General features: G+C 39.6%; 16 protein-coding genes. 15 read left to right on the top strand and 1 reads right to left on the bottom strand.

Annotation, left to right across the window (positions count from 1 at the left end; genetic code table 11):
* The first annotated feature begins 31 nt into the window (after positions 1–31).
* The 11 genes from xerD (at position 32) to MHH33_RS10720 (ending at position 9,647) form a co-directional block, all read left to right on the top strand.
* Positions 32–934 carry a site-specific tyrosine recombinase XerD gene (gene xerD / locus MHH33_RS10770; protein WP_016427464.1) on the top strand — a complete coding sequence of 301 codons (903 nt, stop codon included), beginning with the start codon at positions 32–34 and terminating at the stop codon, positions 932–934.
* A gap of 83 nt (positions 935–1,017) precedes the next feature.
* Entirely contained in the window at positions 1,018–2,202 is a 1,185-nt protein-coding gene (deoB, locus tag MHH33_RS10765) for a phosphopentomutase (protein WP_016427463.1), read from the top strand.
* A gap of 17 nt (positions 2,203–2,219) precedes the next feature.
* On the top strand, positions 2,220–3,524 hold the full coding sequence (locus MHH33_RS10760; protein WP_342541727.1) for a pyrimidine-nucleoside phosphorylase: 1,305 nt from the start codon (positions 2,220–2,222) through the stop codon (positions 3,522–3,524).
* Between the two features lie 169 nt (positions 3,525–3,693).
* Complete coding sequence (locus MHH33_RS10755) at positions 3,694–3,891, top strand: hypothetical protein (RefSeq protein ID WP_342541726.1); 198 nt, start codon at positions 3,694–3,696, stop codon at positions 3,889–3,891.
* A 25-nt stretch (positions 3,892–3,916) separates the two neighbouring features.
* Positions 3,917–4,264, top strand: coding sequence for a hypothetical protein (locus MHH33_RS10750; protein WP_342541725.1), 348 nt, complete (start codon positions 3,917–3,919; stop codon positions 4,262–4,264).
* Between the two features lie 396 nt (positions 4,265–4,660).
* Complete coding sequence (locus MHH33_RS10745) at positions 4,661–5,017, top strand: anti-sigma factor antagonist (RefSeq protein WP_016427460.1); 357 nt, start codon at positions 4,661–4,663, stop codon at positions 5,015–5,017.
* Positions 5,007–5,459 carry an anti-sigma F factor gene (gene spoIIAB, locus MHH33_RS10740; protein WP_016427459.1) on the top strand — a complete coding sequence of 151 codons (453 nt, stop codon included), beginning with the start codon at positions 5,007–5,009 and terminating at the stop codon, positions 5,457–5,459. The genes MHH33_RS10745 and spoIIAB overlap by 11 nt, the downstream gene beginning before the upstream one ends.
* Positions 5,456–6,238 (top strand): SigF/SigG family RNA polymerase sporulation sigma factor, encoded by a 783-nt coding sequence (locus tag MHH33_RS10735; RefSeq protein WP_016427458.1) that lies wholly within the window; start codon positions 5,456–5,458, stop codon positions 6,236–6,238. The genes spoIIAB and MHH33_RS10735 overlap by 4 nt, the downstream gene beginning before the upstream one ends.
* The gene (locus MHH33_RS10730; protein WP_036659386.1) at positions 6,235–7,689 is read left to right on the top strand and encodes a spore germination protein; all 1,455 of its coding nucleotides are present in this window, start codon (positions 6,235–6,237) and stop codon (positions 7,687–7,689) included. Before MHH33_RS10735 ends, MHH33_RS10730 begins: the two co-directional genes overlap by 4 nt.
* 78 nt (positions 7,690–7,767) lie before the next feature.
* Positions 7,768–9,096 carry a diaminopimelate decarboxylase gene (lysA, locus tag MHH33_RS10725; RefSeq protein WP_016427456.1) on the top strand — a complete coding sequence of 443 codons (1,329 nt, stop codon included), beginning with the start codon at positions 7,768–7,770 and terminating at the stop codon, positions 9,094–9,096.
* Between the two features lie 185 nt (positions 9,097–9,281).
* The gene (locus MHH33_RS10720) at positions 9,282–9,647 is read left to right on the top strand and encodes a GNAT family N-acetyltransferase (RefSeq protein WP_016427455.1); all 366 of its coding nucleotides are present in this window, start codon (positions 9,282–9,284) and stop codon (positions 9,645–9,647) included.
* Here the strand turns inward: MHH33_RS10720 and MHH33_RS10715 are convergent.
* Entirely contained in the window at positions 9,644–10,141 is a 498-nt protein-coding gene (locus MHH33_RS10715; protein WP_016427454.1) for a DUF309 domain-containing protein, read from the bottom strand. The genes MHH33_RS10720 and MHH33_RS10715 overlap by 4 nt on opposite strands.
* Positions 10,142–10,198: 57 nt before the next feature.
* Between MHH33_RS10715 and MHH33_RS10710 the strand changes: the two genes are divergently transcribed.
* The 4 genes from MHH33_RS10710 (at position 10,199) to MHH33_RS10695 (ending at position 13,393) form a co-directional block, all read left to right on the top strand.
* Positions 10,199–10,978, top strand: a complete 780-nt coding sequence (locus tag MHH33_RS10710; RefSeq protein WP_016427453.1) for a segregation/condensation protein A — start codon at positions 10,199–10,201, stop codon at positions 10,976–10,978.
* The gene (gene scpB / locus MHH33_RS10705; RefSeq protein ID WP_081637822.1) at positions 10,971–11,546 is read left to right on the top strand and encodes an SMC-Scp complex subunit ScpB; all 576 of its coding nucleotides are present in this window, start codon (positions 10,971–10,973) and stop codon (positions 11,544–11,546) included. Before MHH33_RS10710 ends, scpB begins: the two co-directional genes overlap by 8 nt.
* A 20-nt stretch (positions 11,547–11,566) precedes the next feature.
* Positions 11,567–12,562, top strand: a complete 996-nt coding sequence (locus MHH33_RS10700) for a serine hydrolase (RefSeq protein ID WP_016427451.1) — start codon at positions 11,567–11,569, stop codon at positions 12,560–12,562.
* A 96-nt stretch (positions 12,563–12,658) separates the two neighbouring features.
* On the top strand, positions 12,659–13,393 hold the full coding sequence (locus tag MHH33_RS10695) for a pseudouridine synthase (RefSeq protein WP_016427450.1): 735 nt from the start codon (positions 12,659–12,661) through the stop codon (positions 13,391–13,393).
* Positions 13,394–13,440 lie beyond the last annotated feature (47 nt).

Below are 13,440 nucleotides of genomic sequence, written 5' to 3'. Positions count from 1 at the left end.
CATAAAAGTGTTTTTACAGGGAGGTATCATTATGAAAGAAATGCAAGATGCAGTCGCAGATTATCTTCATTTTCTACGTGTAGAAAGACAATTATCAACCAATACTTTAACTTCGTACGAACGAGATTTACTTGCATATATTAAGGACCTTTCTAAAGTACAGCAATTATCCACTTTGAACGACGTCGAGCGAATTCATATTCTTTCTCACTTGCAATCGTTAAAGACGAGTGGTAAATCTTCGCGAACATTAGCCCGTCATATTTCGTCAATCCGGTCATTCCATCAGTTTTTACTGCGGGAAAAAGTATCCGGTTCAGATCCCTCGGTCCACTTGGAAATGCCACAAATGGATCGTACACTTCCGAAAATATTGTCAATTGAAGAAGTAGAGGAATTGATTGCGGCACCCAACTTGGGGAAACCTCAAGGGCTACGGGATCGCGCATTGCTCGAGATTCTTTACGGGACGGGAATGCGGATTAGTGAATGTATTACATTAAATATGGAAGATTTACATTTAACGATGGGATTTGTTCGATGCTTCGGTAAAGGCGGAAAAGAGAGAATCATTCCTCTTGGACGAACAGCACTGGCAGCATGTGAACAATATTTAAAAGAAGGTCGTCCAAAACTGATTAAACCAACACATCGCACCGACGTTATTTTTGTTAACCAGCGAGGAAAAGGATTGACCAGACAAGGGGTCTGGAAGCTTATGAAAGAATACTCTATACAAGCGGGCATTCAAAATGATATTACGCCTCATACTATGCGCCACTCATTTGCCACACATTTAATTGAAAATGGAGCAGATTTACGCGCTGTACAGGAAATGCTAGGACATGCAGACATCTCGACGACTCAGATTTATACGCATGTCAGTAAAACCCGTTTGAAAGATGTGTATAAACAATTTCATCCGCGCGCATAATTCGACTTAATTCGTCAGAAGTCTGACGTGTATTTTTTCCAAACGTTTGATAAGATATGAGTAGAAGTTGAAGGAGGATATGTATGACACATAAATCATTTAAACGCATTCACTTAGTTGTTCTAGACTCCGTTGGAATTGGCGAAGCACCAGATGCCCAATCTTTCGGAGACACAGGTTCCGATACACTGGGACATATTGCAGAAAAAATGAATGGCTTGAACATGCCAAACCTTGAAAAAATGGGACTTTCCAATATTCGTCCATTCCAAGGTATTCAGCCTGTAACGATTCCTTCATCTCATTATGGAAAAATGCAGGAAGCGTCAGTTGGTAAAGATACAATGACAGGTCACTGGGAAATCATGGGGCTTAACATTAATCAACCGTTTAAAGTGTACCCAGACGGATTCCCTGATGAATTAATCAATGCTTTGGAAGAAAAGACAGGACGTAAAGTCATTGGCAATAAACCAGCAAGTGGTACGGAAATCTTGGACGAGTTAGGACAAGAGCATATGGAAACAGGTGCAATTATCGTTTATACGTCTGCAGATCCAGTATTGCAAATTGCTGCTCACGAAGAAATTATCCCTTTAGAAGAACTATATAAAATCTGTGAAATTGCACGCGAATTAACACTTGAACCCGAATTTTTAGTAGGACGCGTTATTGCACGTCCATTCATCGGACAACCTGGTGAATTCAAGCGTACAACGAATCGTCATGACTACGCGTTGAAACCGTTTGAACGTACAGTGATGAACGAATTAAAAGATGCAAATTATGATGTGATTGCCATTGGTAAAATCTCGGATATTTACAACAATGAAGGTGTAACTGAGTCATTGCGTACAAAAGATAATATGGACGGAATGGACAAGTTGGCTGAAGTCGTGAAAAGAGATTTCCATGGCATCAGTTTCTTGAATCTTGTTGATTTTGACGCATTGTATGGTCACCGTCGTGATCCAATCGGTTACGGAGAAGCATTGGAAGCTTTCGATGCACGTATGCCAGAAGTGTTGGATGCTTTGACTGATGAAGAATTACTAATTATCACAGCGGACCACGGAAATGACCCTACCTTCCCAGGTACGGATCATACACGTGAATTTGTACCGGTGCTGGCTTATTCACCTCGCTTTACGGAAGGCAAAGAACTTCCACTAAGCGAAACATTTGCCGATATAGGGGCGACTATTGCGGAAAACTTTAATGTTTCAATGCCTAAATTTGGCCGCAGTTTCCTTTCCCACTTAAACTGAAGGATAGGTGAATATTCATGAGAATGGTTGATTTAATTGAAAAAAAACGTGATGGCGCGGAATTAACAACTGAAGAAATTCGTTTTTTCATTGAGCAATATACAAACGGAAGCATTCCCGATTATCAAGTGAGTGCTTTAATGATGGCTATTTATTTCCAGGACATGAACGATCGCGAACGTGCAGATTTAACAATTGCCATGGTAGAGTCAGGCGATCAGATTGACTTGTCTGGCATTGAAGGTATTAAAGTGGATAAGCATTCAACTGGAGGCGTGGGTGACACAACTACATTAGTGCTTGGACCTTTAGTGGCAGCATGTGGTGTGCCTGTTGCTAAAATGAGTGGACGTGGCCTAGGTCATACAGGTGGTACGATTGACAAACTGGAAGCAATTGAAGGCTTCCATGTTGAATTGACGACTGAACAATTTACGAAACAAGTTAATGAAATGAAGCTTGCCGTAATCGGTCAAAGTGGTAATTTGACTCCTGCAGACAAAAAATTATATGCGCTTCGTGATGTTACGGGAACTGTTAACAGCATCCCGTTAATCGCAAGTTCGATTATGAGTAAGAAAATCGCAGCAGGTGCAGATGCAATCGTTCTTGACGTGAAAACTGGCGAAGGCGCGTTCATGAAAACTGTTGAAGACGCACGTGCCCTAGCAAAAGCGATGGTACAGATCGGCAACAACGTAGGTCGCCAAACAATGGCTATTATCTCTGATATGAGCCAACCTTTAGGGTTTGCAATTGGTAATTCACTAGAAGTGAAAGAAGCGATTGATACACTTCGCGGTAAAGGTCCTGAAGATTTAACAGAACTATGTATGGTCCTAGGAAGTCAAATGGTCGTTGTCGGTGGCAAAGCAAAAGATTTGGAAGAAGCACGCGGTATGCTTCTTGAAGTAATTGAAAATGGATCTGCGATTGAAATTCTGAAAAATTTCATTGAAGGTCAAGGTGGAAATCCAGCAGTTGTAGACTCACCAGAATTGTTGCCACAAGCTCAATATACGTTTGAAGTGCCTTCAAAAGAAAGCGGATTTATCTCTTTCATTGAAGCTGACGAAATTGGTACAGCTGCTATGATTCTTGGAGCGGGACGCGCGACAAAAGAATCTGAAATTGATTTGGCAGTCGGCATCGTGCTTCACAAAAAAGTTGGCGATGCGGTTAAAGAGGGCGAGTCCCTTGCAACAATCCACGCTAACACTCAAAATGTAGAAAAAGTTATGGAGATATTGTACAAATATATTGAGTTCTCAAAAGAACCAACCAAAGCACCAAAATTAATCGAAGAAATCATCACTCAATAATCTAAATCATCAAAGCGGTCTCTCGGAGATCGCTTTTTTTATGGTATTTTTAAAATAACGTGTACTTTAATAGACGTACATCGAGCTTGGTTAAACAAGGATTGTTAATCTTTTTATAGAAAATAACAAGTTATTAGTACAAAAATCATTGTATTACAAGGAGATGTATATGGAAATTTCATTGATTCGGCATGGAAGATCACTACTGACTGAAAATAATAAAATGACTTGTATGGAGTTTAAGGAATGGGTGGGAAAATATGACTTTAACGGCGTGTTTGAAGAGTCATTATACCCGTCGGAAACGCTTGAAAAAGTAACTACTGCAAAAAATTGTTTTATCCAGCAATTTAAAAAGGTCAGTTGAATCAGCAAGGTTATTAAATACAAAAGTGAAAATAGTTTCTGATTGTTTATTTAGAGAAACAGAGTTACCTTCAATTCCAACTAAATTATTTAATGTAAGATTAAAGCCAAATATCTGGGCAGTGATTTTAAGGTTACTGTGGTTTAGTGGATATTCTAACGAATGCGAGTCTTTCCGTCAGGCGAAAGACAGGGCAGGAATGGCTGTCCAACTGCTAATTGATTATGCACATGAGCATAAATCGATAGCTTTAGTAGGACATGGTTTTTTTAATATGTTAATTGCAAAGGAATTGCAGAAGAAGGGGTGGGAAGGAAAAAGTAAAGTAAGTGCAAGGCATTGGAATTGTACTACATATTCCTTGCTAGACTAACGGATCAAGTTAGTTCAATGATTTTACAAAGCCGCAAGGTGATCTAACAAAAGAGGATGGGGTTGTGACACAGTCACAACCTCATCCTCTTTATTCTCTAAATCAGGGTGCAGCAAATGAGGCGTCCACAGCGAACTGAAAACCTTATGCTTCAGTTTTCATTTCGAAATCATGTCTCAGCACAGGAAGTGTCTTTTAGCTCAAAACGTAAATGCCTACAAAAAAGTAAAACCTTTTTTCTTCTCTGATGTTTAAATGTATGAAAGATTTTCCATACTGTTAATGAATAGAATGTTGCAATTTCTGTCGAGAATTAAGAGGTTTAACCTTTATTTGTCAACGACAAGGAATTGGAGTAGCTCACCTCGAATAGTCACGGAAAGGAGGAGTTACTAGATGAAACATCAACTTTTATTTGTCGAAGATGGTATAGCTATTATTCGCTTAAAGGGCGAGCTTGACCATCATGCCACACAAACAATCCGTGACGAAATTTCACAATCTCTTTATAGAGGAACTCTTCGCGCCATCATATGGAACTTGCAAGACTTACATTTTATGGACAGTGCAGGTATTGGACTTATCTTAGGAAGAATGAGAGATTTTGTCCCTACTAATGGACAAACAGTTATTTTACATCCTTCTGAAACGATGAAAAAAATCTTTCAATATTCTGGTCTCGGTTCCTATGTTTGGCCAACAACAGAAGAAGAAACAATCGCACAGTTAGGGGGTATTTTAAATGGACAATGAAATGACGCTATCGTTTATTGCCATTAGTGAAAATGAAGGTTTGGCACGTATGGTGATGACGAGCTTTATTGCATCTCTTGACCCAACCATTGATGAATTAGCTGAGTTTAAAACAATTGTTTCTGAAGCAGTGACGAACGCCATCATTCATGGATATGAAGAAGATGGGGAGGGCATAGTAACCATACGTGCCAAAAGAAATGGACAATCAATCACGATGACCATCAGCGATGAAGGCAGAGGCATTCCAAACCTCGAGCAAGCGATGGAACCTCTTTATACATCAAAACCGGAGAGAGAACGCTCCGGGATGGGCTTTACCATTATGGAAAGTTTCTCGGATCATTTGTCGGTATGGTCAGAGCCTCAGAAAGGAACTGCGATTACCTTTACGAAGGAATTTTTACCCATACAATCCAACTTCGTTTTAGGTGAACGATGACGACGCCTATCGGACAACAACCCGTGTTGTTGACTCAAGAAAAAATGCGTGAATTGATCTTTTTGTCTCAACAGGGAGACAAAATTGCCAGACAAACCATGGTAGAAGGAAATACCCGTCTTGTCTGGTCCATCGTCCAACGATTCGCTTCACGGGGAGCGGATTTAGAGGATCTATTTCAAATCGGTTGTATAGGGTTAATGAAATCTGTCGACAAATTCGATTTATCGTACGAAGTTAAATTTTCCACTTATGCTGTTCCAATGATTATTGGGGAAATACAACGGTTCCTGCGAGATGACGGCATGGTTAAAGTAAGTCGTTCCATCCGGGAATTGAGTTTTAAAATTCGTCATGCAACCGATGAATTTATTCGGCTACATGAACGCCAACCCTCCTTGTCGGAACTTGCCACAACGCTTGATGTGACGATGGATGAAGTGGTTTTAGCTTCCGATGCATTAAGAGATCCAGCTTCTCTTCATGAACAATTATTTGAAAGTGAAGGGGACGCCTTAACTCTGATGGATCAATTAAGAGACGAACGTTCGGAGCGCTCGTTTGATCACATTCCATTGCGAGATATTTTATCGAAACTCGGAAAAAGGGAACAAATGATTATCTATTTACGCTACTACTTGGACTGTACGCAAAGTGATATTGCGGAAAGACTCGGTATTTCACAAGTGCAAGTTTCCAGGTTGGAAAAGAAAATACTTAAGCAACTGAAAAGTTGGATGATGCCTAAACAGGCGACATTAAAGGATGGATCTCAATAGATAAGTCACTTTTTGCCAATATCCAGGATGCTGAATCCTTTGTGTATTCCAAGTTTGGAAAGGGAGAAAGCTTCGATGTTGGTGTCAAAAACGCACACGTTTGGTCAATACCATCATTATTTGTCTATATGAATGGGTTGATTGATTCTACGACGCTTACACAAATTTTGACGTTAACACAGAGCACGACATCTCAAGTGAAACATAAATTAGAGATTCATGAAATTGAAGCAATGAATAGTTATTTTCCATATCATTCAGTCACAATCTATGACTCTAAAGATGCCTGGCTGTCCGCAATTTTAAGTGGACAGCTTGGTATTGTAACATCTGGTGGTTATGTTTTCACAATCGATGTTCGTTCATATCCAGGAAGACAACCCGATGAGCCTGATAATGAAAAAGTCATTCGCGGATCTCGTGATGGCTTCACGGAAAATATTTTACAAAATACGGCATTAATTCGAAGAAGAATCCGGGATGTCTCGCTACGCTTCGAATTAACAAAGCTTTCCACTCGTGGTCAAACGGATACGGTCATCGCTTTTATTAAAGGTGTAGCGAATGAACAGCATATCGATTATATCCGCAAACGTATGAAAAAAATCCATCACGATGGGTTGACAATGACAGACAAGTCGCTAGAAGAATGGATATTCAAGCAAAAGTTCCATCCTGTCCCATTTGTCCGCTATACAGAACGTGCTGATACATGTGCAGCTCATTTATTGGAAGGTCATATTGCGATTATCGTGGACACCTCTCCTTCCGTAATTTTAGTTCCAACAACGATTTTTCATCATTTGCAACATGCAGAAGAATATCGACAAGCTCCTTTGATAGGAACGTTTGTCCGCATACTTCGCTTCTCGGGATTTTTCCTGAGTTTAACACTTTTGCCTTTCTGGTATTTATTAGTGGTGGAACCAGATCGAGTCCCTGAGTTTCTTTCCTACATTGGTCCAAAAGAGAATGGAGAGGTCCCGCTTTTTCTTCAAATCGTGATCGCTGATTTAGGTCTTGAATTTTTGAGGCTAGCAGCCATTCATACCCCTACACCTCTTTCCACGGCAATGGGCTTAGTAGCGGCCATTATTATTGGTCAAATTGCAATCGATGTCGGACTTTTCATTCCTGAAGTAGTGTTATATACAGCGGTATCAGCCATTTTAACATTTGCATTACCTTCTTATGAATTGAGTGTTGCCGCCAAGTTATTCCGAAATGTGATGCTTATTGCTACCGTCATATTTGGGTCCAATGGCTTTTTCATTGGAATCCTATTCGTTTTCATGTACCTGGTTTCAATTAAGCCGATGGGAGTCCCTTATTTGTGGCCGCTCGTTCCATTTTTCCCTAAAGCATTGGCACGCATTCTGGTTCGCTTTCCTACATCAAATGGCGCACTCAGACCATTCATTGTTCACTCGCCTAAGCGCAAACGTTCGTAATCCACTCATTGCATCGGAGTCTTTCCCTATGGTAAAGTTCTTATATTGAAAAACCACTTACCACTGGGAGAGATGAAGATGCATTTATTTGGAACACAGTCCGTGGATGAACATGGTCACTTAACAATTGGTGGAACTTCTGCAATGACATTAGCAAAAAACTATGGAACACCATTATTTGTTTACGATACAGCATTAATAAAAGAACGGGCACGTGCTTTTATTCACACATTTGAACGTGAGCAAGTTGAAGCTCAAGTAGCTTATGCGAGTAAGGCTTTCTCAAGTATTGCAATGTATCAGCTTGCAGCTGAAGAAGGACTGTCTTTGGACGTTGTGTCTGGAGGCGAATTGTATACAGCCATTCATGCCGGTTTTCCAGTGGAACGAATTCATTTTCATGGCAATAATAAGAGTGATGATGAATTAGTCTTTGCATTGAATTCGGGTATTGGATGTATTGTGGTTGATAATTTTTATGAAATAGAACAGTTAAAGAGATTAACAGAAATCCTTAAAAAACAAGTAAATATTTTATTACGTGTGACGCCAGGTATTGAAGCGCATACGCATGACTATATCACGACAGGACAAGCTGATTCAAAATTTGGTTTTGATCTGAATAATGGCCAGGCAGATGAAGCGTTCCATGCAGTAAAAGATGAAGAATCTATTCAATTACTAGGCATGCATTGTCATATTGGTTCACAAATTTTTGATACTGTTGCTTTCTCCTTGGCAGCAAAAAAACTAATTGGGAAAATGCTTTCCTGGAAAAAGAGTTATGACTTTGTTTGCCCAGTTTTAAACTTAGGGGGCGGTTTTGGCATCCGCTATACAGAAGAAGATAAACCACTTCAACCCGCAATTTATGTAGAAGACATGATTAAATCCATACGTTCTGAAATCGGCGAAGCAAAGTATCCAATGCCTGAGATTTGGATTGAACCTGGCCGTTCACTAGTAGGTGACGCAGGAACTACTTTATATTCGATTGGATCTCAAAAAGAAGTGCCGGGTGTCAGAAATTACTTGGCTGTAGATGGCGGAATGTCAGACAATATTCGTCCTGCACTTTATCAAGCAAAATATGATGCGGCTGTTGCGAACAAAATGACAGTTGAAGCCACTAAAACCTACACAGTAGCCGGTAAATGTTGTGAATCAGGCGATAAACTGATCGAAGACATTTCTTTGCCAATAGTAGAAGCGGGAGATATACTCGCTGTATTCTGCACAGGGGCATACGGATATTCGATGGCCAGCAATTATAACAGGCTTCCTAGACCCGCTGTCGTGTTCGTGGAGGAGGGCAATCATCGCATTGTCATTAAGAGAGAAACTTATGAAGATCTCGTAAAGTTGGATTGTTCTTTACAAGATGAGACGGTAGGTGCACACTCATGAAAAGAAACAATAACAAATTATATTTATTTATCCTATTAATAAGTATTGTTTGGGGAGTTCTTTATTGGATATTTATTGCACCGAACCAATAAACTGTTAAATAATGGATTGCGAGTTGAAGTTTTATTGCAAATGATGTAGGATAGTCATTGTGCTGAAGCGGAATCAAAAATGAGGGATTTATTATGTTAGTACGATATAAAAAAATATGTGAAAAAATTGCGATGGGTCTCCTGTCGTTTATGCCACAAGAAAAAGATTTAAAAAAATTACAAGAAACCATTCAAACCTATGAAAATAATCCGAACTGGCATTTGTTTATGTGGAAAAAAGAGGAAGATTTTGTGGGCTTGATTGGCATAGAAACTACAGATACAGAGTGTTTGATTCAGCATATAACTGTTTCACCTTCATTTAGAGGTGAAGGGATTGGAAAAGAAATGGTATCCAAAGTGCAAAATTTCCTTCCATGTACAGAAATAAAGGCTGCTGAATCGACAAAACCATTCATAGATAAGTGCACAATCCAGCAAGAAGGAACAGACATTTAATGTCTGTTCCTTCTTTTTTCTTCACGGGCATTAAGTATTTCTGAACGATCCCGGAGCATATGCTTGTGTATGAGTTGATCACCTGTTAGTGCTTCTAATGCTGGTTGTTGTAGGATGGCTGATGATAACTCAGATGAATCGACTTGTATTTTAAATGGCTGAAAAGATGTATTATTTTCAATGGATTCTAGTGATTGTTCCAAATTCACGATAAGTCTTGAAAAGTTAATGCCTTCATAAAAAGCACTCGTACCATTCAGATGGAAACGATCGTATGATTTGGCCAGTGATCTTTTCGCGCCATTGAAATTACCCCTTCGCCAGTGATACATTCCTGTCGAGAGCAAAATCCAAGCAGTAAGCGGATGTGTTTTATCTTTCGGTGCAATTTCTTTCCAGTATTCTTCCAACACTTCGTGGCATTCAAAAAAATCCTCGTGCTCATTAAAATATATGACAAACTGCACAAAAAGTGGGTGAAACAACGGATGCATTCTTCTCACACTTCCTCTATACTAAAATTTGAATCTATTTGATCGGGTGATCTTAACATGTCTTATGAAGTAAAATTGGACGCTTTTGAAGGTCCTCTCGATTTATTATTGCACTTAATCCATCGTTTGGAAATTGATATATATGATATTCCAATGGCTGATTTAACTTTACAGTACATGGAACATATTCGTGCTATGCAAGTGCTTGAATTGAATGAAGCAAGTGAATATTTAGTAATGGCCGCATCCCTGCTTGCAATCAAAAGTAAAATGCTGCTTCCGATTCACGAAGGTGAATTGGATGATGACGAACTTGCCCTTGATATGAATGACCCAAGGGAAGAATTGGTGAATCGTCTGATTGAGTATCGGAAGTATAAAGAAGCAGCTGAGAATCTGCAGCAATTAGAAGAACAAAGAGCACAAGTCTTTACAAGAGCACCAAGTGACTTGACCGACTATCAGCCAACTCAACAATTAACTGCATTTGATGATCCTTTGAATGTCTATGACATGTTGGGTGCTTTTCAGAAAATGCTGAGAAGGAAACGATTGAAAGCCCCGCTTGCCACCAAAATTACTCGACAAGAACTATCCATCAAGGACCAAATGAAAAGTGTCTTCAAGACTTTGAAATCCCGAGGCGGAAGTTGTTCTTTTTCAGAACTTTTTCCATCAGAAGACAAACCAACTCTGGTTGTCACATTTTTATCTTTGCTGGAACTTATGAAAAGACAAATGGTAATGGTCGAACAACGTCAGAATTTTGATGATCTGACAGTTAATCTAATAAATGATCGATGGGAGGAAGAATCTTTTGAGCCTATTGATGAGTAGAATTGAAAGTTTACTTTTTGTCACAGGAGACGAAGGGTTATCAAGTAAACAGATTGAAAATTTAACTGGTGCAACATCTATAGAGGTAAAAGAAGCATTAGAGAAATTACAGGATGACTATACAAAATCCAAAAACCGCGGAATTGAATTAAAAGAATTAGCCGGTACATATCAACTAATTTCAAAAAAACAAAACGCAGAAACCATTCAACGTCTCGTTGAAAACCCAACGAATCAACCTCTTTCACAGGCTTCATTGGAAGTGTTGGCGATTGTTGCCTACAAACAACCGATTACACGAATCGAGATTGAAGACTTACGGGGCGTGAAGAGTGAAAGACCATTACACACGTTAAGCCTTAAAGGTCTGATTCAGGAAGTCGGTCGAGCTGAAGGTACAGGGCGTGCCATCCTGTACGGTACCACGAAAGAGTTTTTAAATGTATTTGGATTAAATGATATGAATGAGTTGCCGCCGTTACCGGAAACACAAGGGACGGAAGATGATGACCAAACAGATTTATTCATGACAAAGTTCCAGGAAGCTTTTGGGGAACAACAAGAATAAGAAGCGAAAGGTGCTGCTGGTTGCGAAATAAATGGTTGATATTGTTAGTGATTCTCCTGGTAGGTGTAAGTCTGTTGTACCCTCGATTATCTGAGGCGCAGGGATCTGCTTATGCAGTAATTGATGCGAAGACAGGACGGTTATTGGCAGGAAGTGGTGAAGACCAAAAAATGCCGATTGCCAGCTTAACAAAAATGTGGACAGCGGTTGTCGTGGCGGATGAAGTAGATTTAAAAGAAAAGGTCAAAATTTCTCCTGTAGCCACATCGCAAGAAGGTTCATCCATTTATCTTAAAAATGGAGAAGAAACAGCCGTTGATGTATTGCTTTATGGATTAATGCTGAGGTCTGGTAACGATGCAGCAGTTGCTCTAGCAGAGCATGCAGGAGGATCAGTTGAAGGCTTCGTTAAATTGATGAATGAAAAAGCAAAAATTATGGGATTAAAAGATACACACTTTGAAAACCCATCAGGATTACACCACGAGGAACACTTATCTACCGCTTATGACACAGCTCTTATGTTGAAAATCGCAATGGAGAATAAAGAACTCAAACCGATCTTAACTGCACCCCATTTCAAACAAGACGGGAAGTACTGGGATAACAAACATAAGCTCGTTCGCTTGGAAACGAAAGCGATTGCCGGGAAAACAGGATTTACGAAAACAGCAGGTAGAACACTTGCAACGTATTTCAAAGATGGAGACGAAGAAGTGATTGTTGTTACATTGAACCAATCGAATGATTGGCAAATGCACATGCAACTTGCAGAGAACGTCTTTGCACAATATGATAGAGTTCAAGTCATTAAAAAAGGCTCATATGATTTACCAGGTGGATTGGTGATGAAAGCTGACAAGTCAGCCTACATTCTAAAACACAAAGATGAACAAGTTTCGCATCTTGTCGTTTTGAATCGGGCGAAAGCGTCTCAAAAGATGGCAAAATGGGAAGTACAAATAAACGGGAAAACCATACTTACAAAAAAAGTACATATTGAGCGGAATGAATGACGAAGACTGCTTATTAAATAAGCGGTCTTCTTTTGTTTTGAGCGAAAGTGTGACATAATTTTTAAAGAGTATAGGAATCGACGATGAGGTGAAAGTATGGAAAGATTACAAAAAATGTTAGCACATGCTGGGGTTGCGTCACGAAGAAAATCCGAGCAACTGATTTTAGAAGGAAAAGTGAAAGTGAATGGACAAGTTGTCAAAGAACTTGGAACAAAAGTATCTGCATCAGATACAGTTGAAGTAGATGGCGTGAAGTTGGAAAAAGAGCAAAAGGTTTATTATTTATTATATAAACCAAGAGGAATTATTTCGGCAGTGACGGATGACAAAGGACGTAAAACGGTTGCAGATTTATTTCCGCACATACCAGAACGACTATTTCCGGTGGGGCGTTTAGATTATGAGACATCGGGTCTTTTAATCATGACGAATGATGGCGATTTATCATATACGCTGACTCATCCTAAATTCAAAATTGATAAGACGTATGTTGCACGAGTTAAAGGAATCCCAGTGAAAGAGCAACTCCGACCGTTAGAACGTGGAATTGTACTAGAAGACGGAAAGACAGCTCCAGCCCGTGTCAAATTATTATCGGCTGATCCAAAACAAAGCAAGGCAATTATTGAAATCACGATTCATGAGGGTAAAAACCGTCAAGTTCGTCGCATGTTCGATGCCATCGGTTTCCCTGTGCAAAAATTGAAACGTGAACGCTTTGCTTTCTTGACGCTTCATGGTCTTAATGCAGGTGAATCACGTGAGTTGACGTCCCATGAAGTGAAATTACTGCGTGTTATGGCTGAAACAGGAAAAATTGGTTCATAATTAGTAGGTATTGGAAATTGCTTAAATCTATTCACAAATAATTTAGA

Source organism: Paenisporosarcina sp. FSL H8-0542 (assembly GCF_038632915.1).
Lineage (GTDB): Bacteria > Bacillota > Bacilli > Bacillales_A > Planococcaceae > Paenisporosarcina.
Note: the sequence above shows the minus strand (reverse complement) of the source record. Positions and strands in the feature narration are given on the sequence as shown.